This window comes from Alkalihalobacillus sp. BA299, assembly GCF_017745675.1.
Lineage (GTDB): Bacteria > Bacillota > Bacilli > Bacillales > Bacillaceae_F > Alkalihalobacterium.
The window spans coordinates 66,647-81,363 of sequence record NZ_JAFLJM010000007.1; the positions used below are offsets into that span (position 1 = coordinate 66,647).

13 protein-coding genes and 1 tRNA gene are annotated in these 14,717 nt (G+C 36.3%); all 14 read left to right on the top strand.

Annotation, left to right across the window (positions count from 1 at the left end):
* Positions 1–16: 16 nt before the first annotated feature.
* The 14 genes from J0N78_RS11055 (at position 17) to J0N78_RS11120 (ending at position 14,716) form a co-directional block, all read left to right on the top strand.
* Complete coding sequence (locus tag J0N78_RS11055) at positions 17–496, top strand: hypothetical protein (protein WP_209123117.1); 480 nt, start codon at positions 17–19, stop codon at positions 494–496.
* Between the two features lie 387 nt (positions 497–883).
* Complete coding sequence (locus J0N78_RS11060) at positions 884–2,047, top strand: metal ABC transporter solute-binding protein, Zn/Mn family (RefSeq protein ID WP_209123118.1); 1,164 nt, start codon at positions 884–886, stop codon at positions 2,045–2,047.
* Positions 2,048–2,171: 124 nt separating this feature from the next.
* A complete protein-coding gene (locus tag J0N78_RS11065; RefSeq protein ID WP_209123120.1) occupies positions 2,172–2,594 on the top strand; it encodes a BrxA/BrxB family bacilliredoxin in 423 nt (140 codons plus the stop codon).
* A 165-nt stretch (positions 2,595–2,759) separates the two neighbouring features.
* Positions 2,760–3,125, top strand: a complete 366-nt coding sequence (locus J0N78_RS11070) for a hypothetical protein (RefSeq protein ID WP_209123121.1) — start codon at positions 2,760–2,762, stop codon at positions 3,123–3,125.
* Between the two features lie 174 nt (positions 3,126–3,299).
* Positions 3,300–3,374: transfer RNA gene (locus J0N78_RS11075), tRNA-Arg, on the top strand.
* Positions 3,375–3,636: 262 nt separating this feature from the next.
* Positions 3,637–5,244: an ATP-binding protein gene (locus J0N78_RS11080; RefSeq protein WP_247747251.1), complete on the top strand. Its 1,608-nt coding sequence runs from the start codon at positions 3,637–3,639 to the stop codon at positions 5,242–5,244.
* Positions 5,237–5,926 (top strand): response regulator, encoded by a 690-nt coding sequence (locus J0N78_RS11085; protein WP_209123125.1) that lies wholly within the window; start codon positions 5,237–5,239, stop codon positions 5,924–5,926. Before J0N78_RS11080 ends, J0N78_RS11085 begins: the two co-directional genes overlap by 8 nt.
* 9 nt (positions 5,927–5,935) lie before the next feature.
* Positions 5,936–6,985 carry a DctP family TRAP transporter solute-binding subunit gene (locus J0N78_RS11090; protein ID WP_209123127.1) on the top strand — a complete coding sequence of 350 codons (1,050 nt, stop codon included), beginning with the start codon at positions 5,936–5,938 and terminating at the stop codon, positions 6,983–6,985.
* Between the two features lie 212 nt (positions 6,986–7,197).
* Positions 7,198–8,259 (top strand): TAXI family TRAP transporter solute-binding subunit, encoded by a 1,062-nt coding sequence (locus J0N78_RS11095; protein ID WP_209123128.1) that lies wholly within the window; start codon positions 7,198–7,200, stop codon positions 8,257–8,259.
* A 194-nt stretch (positions 8,260–8,453) separates the two neighbouring features.
* Positions 8,454–10,412 (top strand): TRAP transporter permease, encoded by a 1,959-nt coding sequence (locus tag J0N78_RS11100; protein ID WP_209123130.1) that lies wholly within the window; start codon positions 8,454–8,456, stop codon positions 10,410–10,412.
* 186 nt (positions 10,413–10,598) lie between these two features.
* Complete coding sequence (locus J0N78_RS11105; RefSeq protein WP_209123131.1) at positions 10,599–11,042, top strand: hypothetical protein; 444 nt, start codon at positions 10,599–10,601, stop codon at positions 11,040–11,042.
* A gap of 20 nt (positions 11,043–11,062) precedes the next feature.
* Entirely contained in the window at positions 11,063–12,604 is a 1,542-nt protein-coding gene (locus tag J0N78_RS11110) for an acyl-CoA carboxylase subunit beta (protein WP_209123133.1), read from the top strand.
* 74 nt (positions 12,605–12,678) lie between these two features.
* On the top strand, positions 12,679–14,352 hold the full coding sequence (locus J0N78_RS11115; protein WP_209123134.1) for a class I adenylate-forming enzyme family protein: 1,674 nt from the start codon (positions 12,679–12,681) through the stop codon (positions 14,350–14,352).
* Positions 14,353–14,476: 124 nt separating this feature from the next.
* Positions 14,477–14,716: a hypothetical protein gene (locus J0N78_RS11120; RefSeq protein WP_209123136.1), complete on the top strand. Its 240-nt coding sequence runs from the start codon at positions 14,477–14,479 to the stop codon at positions 14,714–14,716.
* The last annotated feature ends 1 nt before the right edge of the window (position 14,717 follow it).

Genomic DNA, 14,717 nt, shown 5'->3' on the forward strand with positions numbered 1-14,717 from the left:
AGGAGTAGTGTTAAAGTTGACAAAGAAACAATTTTTATCATTCAGTTTAGCGTGTGTTTTTTCAGTATTAACATTGATCAGTAGTCAAAATGTTACATATGCATTTGAATTTGAGAGTCAACAGAAAAAAGATGAAAAATGTTGTACACACACATGTTTAATGATGAATAACGGTTTTGCTGCTCATTTAAACATGTATTATGAATTGTTAGCTGAGAAGTATGCACCTGAATATGTGGATGCTTGGCGAGAAATAAGTAAAGAACAAGCTGTGCTTAAAAGAAAACTTTCAGAAGCAATGAAAAATGGGCAACTGATGCATGGGGATGTTATTGACGAAGAATGGTATAAAAAACATGAAGAGCTTCAAAATTTATTTGTTCAGGCTGTTGAACAGCGGAATGAAAAAGCATTAAAAAAAGTTTTGCCAAAAGTTTTCCAACAACAAAAAAACTTAAACAAAATGTATAAGAAAAGATTAGCGATGATAAATTAATTTAAGTTTTGCTGACTAAAAAGTGTCATCGACCTTTTAAGATGTTCATCGATATATATTGTACGTTGTTACACTATATATCGTATATCTTGAGGTTAATACACTTTATAGTCAGCTTTTTGTCTAGCTGCAGATGTCATCGGCTCGAGATCGCTTGCGCTTTTCTTGTTTAGCTTCAGCGCCCAGCGTCTAGTGGACTTCGCTCCTCCTCCTTACGATAAGTCAACATCGGCTCGTTAGCACTTGCCGTGTTTCCTTTATCTCATACGGTGGGGCTCCAGTCCATACACCGCTAAACGGGCGCTTGTGCTTTTCTTGTTTACAAAGCGGAATTGTTACGTTATAATTTATAATCGGAAAACGTAATGATTACGAAAGGGGATTCTAATGCAAAAAATAAAAGCGAGCTTGTTTGCAGGCATGTTAGTAACTACGTCTTTTTTAGCTGCCTGCGGAGGACAAGAGAAGCCTGAAGAAAATGTACAAGAAGAAGTAGTAGAAGAAGTGGAAAAAATAGAGATATATACAACGTTGTTTCCGCTAGAAGATTTTACAAATAAAATAGGTGGAGAGTTCGTCAATGTCACTAATTTAATTCCGGTTGGTGGAGATGCTCATACATATGAACCAACAGCACGGGAAATGATTAGTTTGGCAGAAAGTGATTTGTTTATTTACAATGGTGCTGGAATGGAAGGGTTTGCTAATGCAATTATTGATACAGTTGCTAATGAAAATGTATTAGTGGTTAAGGCAATCGATGGGATTGAATTAATTGATTATGACCATGATCACGCGCATGACGAGCATGGCGATGAAGAAGAGCACGAAGATCACGCGCATGACGAGCATGGCGATGAAGAAGAGCACGAAGATCACGCGCATGACGAGCATGGCGATGAAGAAGAGCACGAAGATCACGCGCATGACGAGCATGGCGATGAAGAAGAGCATGAAGATCACGCGCATGACGAGCATGGTGATGAAGAAGAGCATGAAGATCACGCGCATGACGAGCATGGTGATGAAGAAGGGGATCCACATGTTTGGCTAGATCCTATACTTTCTATTCAATTAGCAGAAAACATCAAAAATGCTCTTGGCCAGTTATTACCAGAACAACAAGACGTTTTTGAAGCTAATTTTCACGAATTGAAAGCAGAGTTAGAACAACTTGATTTAGAATTTTCTGCAATGGTAGATGAAGTTGCAAACGATACATTTATCGTTTCTCACGCAGGATTCGGGTACTGGGAACATCGGTATGGAATACACCAAATTGGGATTTCTGGATTATCACCAACAAATGAGCCGACACGAAAACAATTAGAGCAGATCATTCAATTTGCGGAAAAACATAATATTCAATATGTAGCTTTTGAACAAAACTTCACATCTAACGTGGCAGAAGTTGTGAAAGATGAAGTAGGTGCAGAGCCTGTTTTTATTCATAATTTAGAGGCATTAGTTCAAGAAGACATTGATAATAATGAAGACTACTTTAGTTTGATGAGAAAAAATATTGAAGCGTTACGAATAGTATTACAATAGGAAAAATGAACGGGGAGAAATCCTCGTTCATTTTTTATAGGAATTGTAATGCGTTTTAGTTGGTTGTTCGTAAAAAAACGGGTAAAATAATTACAGACTTAACAACATCAAGGAGTGATAAATAATGCAATTTAATTTTTTGAACGATGTTGTTCAAATGGCAAGACAAGACATGGTCAATGCTGGATATAAGCAACTGACTACACCTGAAGAAGTAGATCAGGCGTTTTCACAAACAGGAACTGTGTTAGTAATGGTAAATTCTGTTTGCGGGTGTGCAGGTGGGATTGCTCGGCCAGCAGCAGCGTATATGGCAAATTATGAAAAAAAACCAGATCAATTTGTTACTGTTTTTGCAGGTCAAGATAAGGAAGCGACTGCACGTGCTAGAGAATTTTTTGAAGGATATCCACCATCTTCACCATCCTTTGCTTTATTAAAAGACGGCGAAATTAAAATGATGGTTGAGCGTCATGAAATTGAAGGACATGAACCAATTGAAGTTGTTCAAAAATTAGAAGCTGCTTTCGATCAATTTTGTGGCTAACACTATGGGGCTGACGCTATAAGTCAGCCTAGAACTTTTAATTTCATTAAAGGGTTTTAATGAAGAAAAGATAGTCACTTTCACTGCACTTGGCGGTATTTCGTGTTTTTCTATTATGGAAATGTGATATAATAATACCCGAATATGATTAGGAAGGGTGTCAACATGGAAGAGTTGTATAACCAAATACAAGGGTATTTAAATATGGATGAAGAGATTTCTTTTGAAGAATTCGACCAATACTATAAAAAAGTATTAGATGTCCTTAGTGAAAGAAGTGAACAATTCAATGAAGATGAAGTTTGGAAAGCATTATTCATTGTTGAAAATTTAATGTCAAATGCTGATGCGAGATCAAAAGAATCAAAAGGTGCATTAGTAAAAAAATATAAGAAAATGACACAACGTACAGAACTATGGGCAAAGAATTTTGTTGTTAGACTACATAAGTTTGGTTATAATGATGACCAAATTAATGAACGGTTTGAGAAGATGTTTGAAGAAGGTCCTGTTGAGGTTAACCAAGGATAATAACATTTTAAGATTAAACCCTCGAAAAATACACGATATATTGATGAATGTCTTATTAGTAGACCAACATCTATATATCGTGTAGGTTTTATCACAATAGGCTTCTTCCAATTTTATTAAAGTATGTTGACATTTAAGTATTCATGTTATACAATAATTCTGTCGCTAAAAAACGCGCCTATGGTGAAATGGATATCACACGAGATTTCGGCTCTCGCGTTCTGGGTTCGAATCCTGGTGGGCGCGCCATATATATTACATATTGAACCTGAAGATTAATTTCTTCAGGTTTTTTCTTTGTTAAAGAGATCTCTTGTCAGGTATTTGTTTATATTATCCCGTTTAACTGGCGCTAAGCCCCCTACTTCAAGTCTTTGAGGAAACATTTGTGAGAATTGAGGAAAACTTCTACTGAATGAAGTTTCACTTTATTATTTTCAGATGAGAATGGACGGTATGTATGATATAGTATAAGGAATAATATGTTGAATAAAGTCGAATGGAGATTATCTTGAAAGCGTTATTACAATTACCTATTCGTTGGAAAATTACAGGATTAGCTTTTGGCATCGTTGCTTTTTCTCTTATAATTATCGGTATCATCTTATTAGGATACAGTCTTGAAAATAAAGAAAAAGAGCTATCACAACGTGCAATGCATACTGCTCAATTGGTGGCGCAGAACCAAACCATTCAAAATAGTATTGAAGAAGAAAGTGCATCGGATATATTACAACCAGTAATTGAGCGTATTAGGATTATTAATGACCATGATTATATTGTGATTTTGAATATGGAGCGTGTACGTTTAACGCACCCGATTCCAGGACGTTTAGGAACAGTATTTACAGGTGGGGATGAAAATGCGGCATTTTCAGAACATATATATACTTCAAAAGCAACAGCAGAGGACGGAACAGAAACAGTAAGAGCATTTGTCCCTATTAAAAATAGAGATCGGCAGCAAATAGGAGTGGTAGTTGTCGGGAGTGTCCTTCCTAAACTTACTGATATTATTTATGAATATAGTCAGACTGCGATTCTCATTACATTAATAACGACCTTATTTGGATTTTGGGGTGCCTGGTTATTAGCTAATCATATTAAAAAACAAACCTTTGAAATGGAGCCAGATGAATTAGCACGCGTTCTTGAAGAAAGAACAGCGACATTTAATGCGATTCATGATGGTGTAATAGCCATAGATGAATTTGAAAAGATAACAGTAATTAATGAATCTGCGAAGATGATGTTAAATGTTAGAGGAAATGTAATTGGAAAACAGATTTCCGAAGTGATTCCTGATACACGTTTACCTGAGATATTAGCTCTAGGTGAACCTGTTTATCAACGAGAATTTTATGTACAAAACCGTGCTATTTTAAGTAATAGAATTCCTATTATAGATAACGGAAAAACAATAGGTGCAGTCGCTATTTTTCAAGACAAAACGGAAGTCAATCGGTTAGCTAAAGAGTTAACGGGTGTACAAGCCTTTGTAGATGCATTGAGAGTTCAAAATCATGAGTATTCAAATAAACTTCATACGATTGCTGGACTTATTCAGCTTAATCAAGGAAGTAAAGCACTCGAATATATTTTTGAATTAAAAGATGAACAAGATGCTCTTTCACATATACTCATGCAACAAATTCATGATGATAGCATTGCTGGTTTATTATTAGGAAAAGTAAGCCGAGGGAAAGAAATAGGCATCTCACTAAAAATAAATAAAGCAAGTTCTTTTGTAAATTATCCTGAAGGAATTACAAATCACGACCTTGTCGTCATTATTGGCAACCTAATAGATAATAGTTATGACGCATTGATAGATTCAGAAATAGACTCAAAATCGGTTTATGTGTTAATTAAGGAGTTAGAAGAAGAACTCTTCATTCAAGTTTCTGATAATGGGATTGGAATTCCAATGGAAATTCAAGAAAAAGTATTTTCAAGAGGGTTTTCAACGAAACAAAAAGAAGGCAGGGGAATTGGGTTATTTCTTATTCAATCGATTGTTGAGCGGGTCAACGGAACAATCGATATTGATAGTGAGGAAAATGAAGGAACGACTATTTCCATTACACTACCTTTAAAGAGGGGGAATGGCTATGCGTGATAAGAATAATCTTATTCAAGTATTATTAGTAGAAGATGATCCGATGGTTCAAGAAGTCAATCGGATGTTTATTGAGAAAGTCAATGGTTTTTCAGTAATTGGTGTAGCTTCCTCGGGAGAATTAGGAAGAAAACAGATTGAAAAGCTTAATCCAGATTTAGTCCTTTTAGACGTGTATATGCCTGGAAAAGATGGAGTGGAACTTATCAAACAGCTTCGACAAGAGTTAGTAGATGTTGACATTATTGCAGTTACGGCTGCAAATGATACTAAAACAGTAAAAACGCTATTACGCCATGGTGTGTTGGATTATGTTGTTAAACCGTTTACTTTTGAGCGATTGGAAAAAGCGTTAACACAATATAAAAATGTATATAAACAATTAAATTATATGGATAAAGTTTCACAGGAAAAGTTAGACCATATTATCATTCAACAAAATAAAAAACAAGACGTTAGTTTGCCAAAAGGTTTACACGAACACACATTAAATCAAGTTAATGACTACCTAAAAAGTATGAACACTGCAAAATCTGCAGAGGAAATTGGTAATGAGGTCGGGTTAGCTCGGGTTACAGTACGCCGGTATTTAAATTATTTAGAAACAGTTGGACAAGTCGAAATGGAATTGACATATGGTACAATTGGTCGGCCTATTCAACTATATCGTTTGAAACAATAGGAGGGCATTATGAAGGGGTTAATTACCATTTGTTCTTTCCTATTAGTAGGGATATTGACAGCCTATTATATTGGGTTTGGTTTTCAAGAGCAACCAAAGCCTCGAGCAATAGATAAAGAATTAGAAGGTTTAAATGAAAAATATTTATTGCGATTTAGTCATGTGGTAGCTGAAAATACACCAAAGGGACTTGCTGCATCCATGTTTGCTCAATTAGTAAGAGAAAAAACAGACGGATGGGTAGAAGTCCAAGTATTTCCCAATGCGATGCTATATGAAGCCCAAGATGAATTTGATGCACTTATGAGAAATGATATTCACATTATTGCACCTGCACTTTCTGAAGTTAGTGTACTTGATCGTAAATGGCTCGTTATGGATTTACCATATGTGTTTCAAAATGAACAAATGGTTGAGGCTGCTTTTAATGGAAGAATTGGAGAACTTCTATTTGAAAGTATTGGAGACTATGGTTTACATGGTATTGCTTTTTGGGATAATGGCTTTAAGCAGTTTACAAATAATATTAGACCTGTGGTTGAACCTGAAGATATTAAAGGGCTTTCTGTTCGTGTTATGCCAAGTGAGGCATTAGTGGATACGTACCGTGTGTTAGATGCTAAACCTCGTTTATTTTCTTTTAATGAAGTTTATAATGTGCTTAGTACTGGTATTGTCGATGGAACTGAAAATACATTATCTAATATTTATTCTAAAGGCTTTTACCGACAACAAAAGTATATGACGGTGAGTAATCATAATTACTTAGGTTATGCAGTTTTAATGAATAGTAATTTTTTTCATACGCTTCCGGTTGATTATCAAAATAGCATTATAGAAGCAATGAATGAAGTAACGATGTGGTTACGTGAACACTCTAAAGTAATCAATGATGAGATGTTGTATCGAATCGAAAATAGTGGACAATTAGAAATTCACTACCAGACCGAAAGTGAAAAAAAAATATGGAGACAGGCTTTAAAACCGATTTATGATAAATATGGACAAATCATTGGTGATGAATTGATGAAAGAGGTAATTAAATTACAAGGAAAATAATTAAAGGTACCAATAGAGGCTGAGTTTATAACTCAGTCTTTTTTCTTTTGTATGTGTTTGTTTATGGGCTGTTCAAGGTTATTTTGAAGATTATGTAAAAGACCAAAAAGACCAAAAAGAACATTAAGTTTTAATTATGACATACTAATGAAAGCGCTTTATACTTAGAATTGTAAGAAAACATTATATATTAAAAATAAGGGGGAGCAGATATGAGAAAATTTTTAAAACGTTCAATGTTAACTGCAGTAGCAAGTTTAAGCTTAGCGTTTGTAGCTGCTTGTGGAAGTGACTCAAGTAGTGAGCCAGCAAATGATGGAGGTCAAGCTGATGCATCAGAAGAAGTAGAAGTTAATTATGGTGAACGTCCGTCAACTGTTGTAATCGGAACAGCATCTCAAGGTGGAACTTACTTCATCTATGGTGGTGGTTTAGCTTCTTTATTAGAACGCGAATTTGGAGTAACAGCTAACGTAGAGGTAACTGGTGGTCCCGTTCATAATATGCAATTAGTCAATGGTAAACAGCAAGATATCGGAATGGTCACTCTTGGACCTGGTTATGAAGGGTACAATGGTACAGGTGAATGGACAGGTGGCGAAAAATTAACAGATATTCGCGTAGCATTTCCAATGTATACAACACCTTTCCACTGGTGGGCACTTGAGAACAGCGGTGTCAAGTCTTTAGAAGATATGGACGGTAAACGTGTAGGTGTTGGACCTTCAGGTGGTACTTCAGGCACATATTTACCATTAATTCATGAAGCACTAGGATTAAACGTTACTTCAGTTCAAGCAGGTGCAAGTGATATGACAAGCCAACAAATGGATGGTCAATTAGATGTAATTGGTTTCGCTGCTGGTATTCCAATTTCTGCAGTATCTGAAGTTGAAGCACAACGTGAATTAAACTTCTTTGGTATTGATGGGGAGAAACGCGACCTAGTTATTGAAAAGTATCCGTTTTTCTATCCGTTTACAATTCCAGCTGGAACATACAATCAGTTGGAAGAAGATCTAGAAACTATTGCCCAATTCAACTTTGGTATTGTGCACAAAGAAATGGATCCAGAGTTCGTTTATGAATTTGTAAAAGCTTATCATGAGAACCAGGATTTATTAAAAACTACACACTCTTCTGCAGAAGAGGCTGTAGCAGAAGCAATCCTTTTCAACGATTCGCTTCCATTACACCCAGGTGCAATTCGTTATTATGAGGAAATCGGTATTGAGCTTCCTGAATCCGTTTATCCACCGGAATATCAAAAATAGAGAGAAGTTTTTGTAAATCGTATTGTAAGCGATGAGGCTGCCACAAGATGTCAGCCTCATATATAGATTATTAATAATTGTTATTCAAAAGGCCATCTCTTAGGAAGAGGTAGTCTTTTGAATACCGTTTATAGATGATAGATCCTCTATAAGGAAGTTCTAATATGGTAGAAAAATTAAGGAGGGCAAAAGCTATGAGTAAAGATCTCAAAGACTTAGAGCAAAAAGCAGTTGTCAGCGAAGAAAAAGCAAAAGAGCTAGAAGAAGCTGTCGATGGTGCATCTCATCACCGTGAATTAACAGGCTGGTTGAAGTACACCTTTATGACGATCGCTATCGTTGGTGCACTCTTTCATCTTTATGTTTTAAATTTACACCCAATTGAACCTTGGGTATTTAGAAGTATTCACTTAGCATTAGGTGCAATATTAGGTTTCATTCTATTTAAAAGTTGGAAATCCAGTAAAAAAGTTAATATTTTTGATTGGTTGTTAATTGGAGCAACAATCTATGTATCTTTTTATATTTACACAAATGTTTCAGCGTTATTATTCCGTTTTGGGGTTATGCCGCAAACACAGGATACAATTGTTGCTGTATTAGGATTAATCATCGTATTAGAGTTAACTAGACGCACAAGTGGTTGGACACTCCCGATATTAGCTGGTATTTTTATCCTATACGTATTTGCTGGGCCATGGTTACCTGGGATTTTAAATCATAATGGTTATAGCTTTGGTCGTTTTGCCACTTACATCTTTGGTATGGATGGTGTATTTGGTGTAACTCTCGATGTTTCTTCAAAATATATTTTACTATTTATTATTTTTGGTGCATTTCTTCAATTGTCCGGAGTAGGAAAATATTTTATTGACTTCTCATTCTCATTAGCAGGTGGCATGCGTGGTGGCCCTGCAAAAGTTTCAGTTATTTCAAGTGGTTTAATGGGGATGATGAATGGAACATCTGCAGGAAATGCTGTAGCAACTGGTTCATTAACAATTCCATTAATGAGACGAGTAGGATATTCTGGTCGCTTTGCAGCTGCTACTGAGGCAACTGCTTCAGCAGGTGGACAAATTATGATCCCAATTATGGGTGCTGGTGCTTTTATTATGGCAGAGGTTACAGGTATCCCTTATTCTGAGATTATTATTGCTGCTACAATTCCAGCACTTTTGTATTTCTTATCTGTATATTTTATGGTAGATTTCCAAGCATTAAAAAATGGAATGAAGGGATTATCTCGTAAAGAGCTTCCTTCATTAAAGGGAATTTTAAAACAAGCTTATTTATTTATCCCAATCATTTTATTAATTGGAGCTTTATTAGCTGGATACTCAGTTATTCGCTCAGGGACTGTCGCTATTTTTGCTTGTTTTGTTGTAAGCTGGATTCATCCATCTACGCGAATGGGATTGAAGAAAGTACTTCATGCTCTTGAACTAGGGATGAAAAATACAATTCAATTACTAGCAGTATGTGCCTGTGCAGGTATTATCGTAGGTGTTATTGCGTTAACTGGAGTTGGGTTACGTTTTAGTTCGATGTTACTAGGAATTGCTGATAACAACATGTTTTTAGCATTACTATTTGCAATGGGTATTTCAATTCTTTTAGGAATGGGAATGCCGACAACTGCAGCCTATGCGGTAGCAGCATCAGTTGTTGCTCCTGGTTTAATCCAAATTGGAATTGAACCGATTTTTGCTCATATGTTCGTATTCTATTATGCTGTAATGTCTGCGATTACACCACCAGTTGCACTAGCGGCTTATGCTGCAGCCGGTGTTGCTGGAACAGATCCATTTAAGACAGGTGTAACAGCCTTTAAACTAGGAATTGCAGCATTTATCGTACCGTTTATGTTTATTTATAGTCCGCAACTTCTGATGGAAGGTACTGGGTTAAGTATAGCTGTAGCGTGTATTACAGCTGCAGTTGGTATTTACTTACTTTCAGCAGCCGTTCAAGGGTGGTTTGCAAAGAAAAGTGCCAACATCTTTGTTCGGATACTGTTAATAGTAGCTTCACTATGTCTCATTAATTCAAATTGGACGATGGATCTAATTGCAATAGCGATTATTGTCGGAGCAGTATTTGTTCAAAGAATGAGAGTGAATGAGGAACCGTTAACACAAAAGATCGGTTAATATTAAACGAGGCTATTTTTTAGCCTTGTTTTTCTCTATTTTTCTTCCTTATGATGCATTAATAGTAGAACATAAACATAACTTGTTTAACTAAATATAATATTAATAGTTGAAAATTCTAAAAATTTAGATTAATATATGTACTGTGGATACTAACCGGTTGGTATATGAAGTAGGAGGTGCGGCTTGTTATCATTTTATAGAAATAAATGGGAAGCTTATGTCGGTTTAACTCAAAAAGAAGTTTCAGATCTTCTCGAAAAAATATTAATCTCTGAACATATTCAATTTGAAAAATCAAAAAAGCCACCAATATATATCTACGATTCTACGCATGAACAAATCATCTACAATGTAAATGACCTCGAATTTTCTATTATCTATGTATCAGCTGATCCGTTAACAAGGTTTTTCTCAACTTTAATAGATACGCGGAAACATTTGAAAGGAATCAGTTATCTCTCAATTACGTTCACTCCCAAATCAAAGCAGCTATTATCAAAGATACTATCAAGTTTTTATAACCAATCACCGATTGAACCATGGAGAATAGTGGGCCACCCGCGATTCCAATTTGCTATTCTCTTGCAGTTTTTAAATCAAAGAAAATGGAAAAAGATTTGTCATTAAAAATGAAAGGAGAAAAATAAATGGAAGAAGTAAATATGGAGCAATACATTAGTGAATTGCAAGATAGAAAGCGACGTTCACTAGAGTTTAGCGAAAAAAAGAAAAAACTAGACAACCAATTAGCTGCAAGGGAACGTATAGAAAAACTAGTAGATCTCAATTCATTTTTAGAGTTAGGAATGCTGGCACACTCTGATGTGCCAGGATACGAAGAGAAGACGCCCGCTGATGGAATTGTTTGTGGACTAGCCAAAATAGACGGCAGGCCGGTTGTTGTTGAAGCAATTGACAAAACAGTGATGGCAGGAACAGAAGGTGCCGTTCATTTACGCAAGTCACATATGATCCATGACTATGCGATTAAGCGAGGCTTACCCATTTTCAATTTGGCAGAGGGAGGGGGGTTAAGGATGCCAGATGGAATGGGATCAGACGGTATAAGTGATAAACTGTTTCCAGAAAGTTTACTGACAGTAAGTCGTCAAGTCCCAATGGTGACAGGAATTTTTGGCGATAGTTTCGGTGGACCTACTTGGATGGCGGTATCTTCTGACTTTGTTTCTCAGGTTAAAGGAAGCTGTATGGCCGTTGCAGGTCCGAGAATGTTAGAGATAGCAACAGGAGAACAGGTCGAGCTAGAGGAATTAGGGGGATGGAAAATTCACTCTGCATTGACAGGGCAGGTTGATCATACAGGTGATAATGAACAAGAAACGATAGCTGCAATGAAAGAGTTTTTCAGTTTTTTACCATCTCATCAAAATGATCTACCACCTGTAAACCGATCAAGTGATGATCCAAACAGGCAGATTGAAGAACTACTCGATCTTGTACCAACTCGAAGGACGAGGGCTTATGATATGAAAAAAGTGATTAAGGCAATCGTAGATGATGGTTACTTTTTTGAACTAAAGCCCATGTTTGGTAAATCCTTAATTACAGGATTAGCTCGTTTGAACGGAAGAGCAGTCGGAATTATTGCTAACCAACCGATTCAGTTTGCAGGTTCAAGTGGTTCTGACGAATGTGACAAGGCAACGGATTTTATATGTCTATGTGATTCGTTCCATTTACCCATTATATTTTTACATGATATTCCAGGCTTTAGAGTAAGTAGTGGGGCTGAAAAGAAAAGAATACCTACAAAAATTATGGTTTGGAATCAGGCGCTGGCGAGATCGACAGTTCCTAAAATTTCAATTATTCTTCGAAAAAGTATTGGTGCGGCTTATGGAAATATGTGTGGACCGACGATGGGAGGTGATTTTGTCTTTGCGTGGCCAACAGCAGAAATTAATTTTACAGGTCCTGAAGTAGGGATTAATGTCGTATATGGTAGAAAACTAATGCAATCTGAAAACCCTAAAGAAGCACGGCAAGAGTTATTGGCGAAATGGGAGTTTGATAGTTCACCATATAAAGCAGCAGGAAAATACTATATTGATGATATCATTGACCCTCGTGATACCCGAAAAATCTTATGTCAAACCATTGAATATGCATGCCATCGAGATGGGGGGAAAAGTAAGAGACTTTTAGCTGGTTGGCCTACAGGGTTCTAAAAAGTAGATGGAGAAGACAAAGATTATGGTGAACTTTTTCTTTTGAATTAAACAATAAAGGAGATGGGTCTTTAATGGAAAAAGTTTGGTTGGAAAATTGGCCGGAAGGGGTTTCAAAATCAATCCATTATCGGTATGGAAAAAAACCGTTACATGATTATGTACGTCAAAACGCAATCGAAACACCGCACCAGGTTGCTTATATATATTATGGAAGAAACATTACCTGGAGTGAAGTAGATAAATATTCAGAAAAGCTAGCAAACTACTTAATTGCAGCTGGAGTACAAAAAGGAGATAGAGTTGGTTTATACATGCAAAATTGTCCTCAATATATATTCTCTCATTACGCAGTACAAAAAGTAGGAGCCATTGTATGCCCATTAAATCCAATGTTTAAATCATCAGAGCTAGAGTATTTATTGAATGAAACTGAAGCTAAAGCGGTTATTGCAGCTCAGGAATTATATCCTAACTTAAAAAGCGTTAGTGCTGCATCACTGCAGTTTGTTATTACTACAAATTATGCTGAATTTCTACCATCGTCCCCTGATTTACCATTACCAGATGAATTACTACTAAAAAAAGAAACACCTGATGGTACGACTGACTTGATGTTTATTTTTAATACTGATTTAGAGGAGTTTTCTAAACCTAAAGTGGACCTTCGAGAAGATGTTTGTCTAATGGTATTTACTTCTGGTACGACAGGACGCCCTAAAGGAGCTATGCTCACTTATGAAAACGCTTTATTTAAAACAGCTGCTTCAGTCCATGCTTATGGGATAAAAGCCGATGATACATGGTTGTCTGTCATGCCACTGTGTCATATTGCTGGCATGGTTATGGGGGTAAATATTCCAGTTTATACTAATAATCCTTGTGTTTTACTTACTCGTTATGACCCTGAAGCAGTATTACAAGCGATAGAAAAGAATAAGGTGACGATGTGGTACAGTATTGCACCGATGAATGCCGCATTATTAACATACCCTAATATACAAAAGCGAAATCTAACATCTTTAAAGATAAATTTAGCAACAAGCTTTGGTACACCTGTCACAGAAGAGCTTTCGAACAAATGGAAATCAGTTACAGGTGGTTGTCTATTGTTTGAAGCAGCCTACGGTCTAAGCGAAACCCATACTTGTGATACGTTTATGCCAGTAGATAAGGTTGTGTTTGGAAGCTGCGGCATTCCGACGTTTGAAACCGAAATTAGAATTTTAGATTTGACTTCAAAAGAAGAATTGCCAATAGGTCAATCAGGTGAGATTGTTATAAAAAATCCGGGTGTATTTAAAGGATATTGGAAGCGTCTTGACGCAACGAATGAAACGCTAAAAGACGGTTGGGTTTATACCGGTGATATTGGATGTGTTAGTGAAGAAGGCTATTTGTACTTTCAAGGTAGGGTAAAAGAAATGATTAAAGTTTCAGGATACAGCGTTTTCCCTGAAGATGTTGAAGCACTAGTCATGGAACATCCTGCTGTTGCTCAAGTAGCTGTTATTGGCATTCCTGATGAGAAAAAAGGTGAAGCTGTTAAAGCATTTGTCGTGCTAAAGCTAGATGCGGTTGGAAAAGTGACGGAAAATAAGCTGATGAACTGGTGCCAACAACATATGGCGGCATACAAATATCCACGTTATATAGAGTTTAAAGAAAGCTTGCCTGCGACAGGGGCAGGAAAGGTGCTTAGAAGACTATTAAAGGAAGAAGAATTAACAAAGAGCAACTACGGATAAAATTTTCTAATAGTTGATGAATTTACGCTCAAAGATCTAGTGATAAAGCTATTCGCGCACATTAAATCCAATAAAAGAAACATTGAAGAGCAACATGAATTATTTTAAATAGGAGGGATTTTTCATGAATAAGCAGTGGTACTCTCTTTCACGCCGTGACAGTTGTTTATTAATTGGAATTATTGTTTACTCACTGATCTTCTTTTTACCGTGGAGTTATAACATTATGATTTTTAATGTTACGTTACTAGCCTGGGGGGCGTATGGTCTTCATTTGATTGCTCCAATTGTTGCAATATTGTTTATTCTAAACGATAGTAAGTCCAAGATTATCGTAGATCAGTCAAAGCATCAACAATTATAAG

Coding starts and splice junctions, on each gene's coding strand:
- J0N78_RS11065 (WP_209123120.1), top strand. CDS start 2,172: ATGCAATTTAATTTTTTGAACGATGTTGTTCAAATGGCAAGACAAGAC.
- J0N78_RS11090 (WP_209123127.1), top strand. CDS start 5,936: ATGAAGGGGTTAATTACCATTTGTTCTTTCCTATTAGTAGGGATATTG.
- J0N78_RS11085 (WP_209123125.1), top strand. CDS start 5,237: ATGCGTGATAAGAATAATCTTATTCAAGTATTATTAGTAGAAGATGAT.
- J0N78_RS11110 (WP_209123133.1), top strand. CDS start 11,063: ATGGAAGAAGTAAATATGGAGCAATACATTAGTGAATTGCAAGATAGA.
- J0N78_RS11060 (WP_209123118.1), top strand. CDS start 884: ATGCAAAAAATAAAAGCGAGCTTGTTTGCAGGCATGTTAGTAACTACG.
- J0N78_RS11115 (WP_209123134.1), top strand. CDS start 12,679: ATGGAAAAAGTTTGGTTGGAAAATTGGCCGGAAGGGGTTTCAAAATCA.
- J0N78_RS11120 (WP_209123136.1), top strand. CDS start 14,477: ATGAATAAGCAGTGGTACTCTCTTTCACGCCGTGACAGTTGTTTATTA.
- J0N78_RS11095 (WP_209123128.1), top strand. CDS start 7,198: ATGAGAAAATTTTTAAAACGTTCAATGTTAACTGCAGTAGCAAGTTTA.
- J0N78_RS11070 (WP_209123121.1), top strand. CDS start 2,760: ATGGAAGAGTTGTATAACCAAATACAAGGGTATTTAAATATGGATGAA.
- J0N78_RS11100 (WP_209123130.1), top strand. CDS start 8,454: ATGAGTAAAGATCTCAAAGACTTAGAGCAAAAAGCAGTTGTCAGCGAA.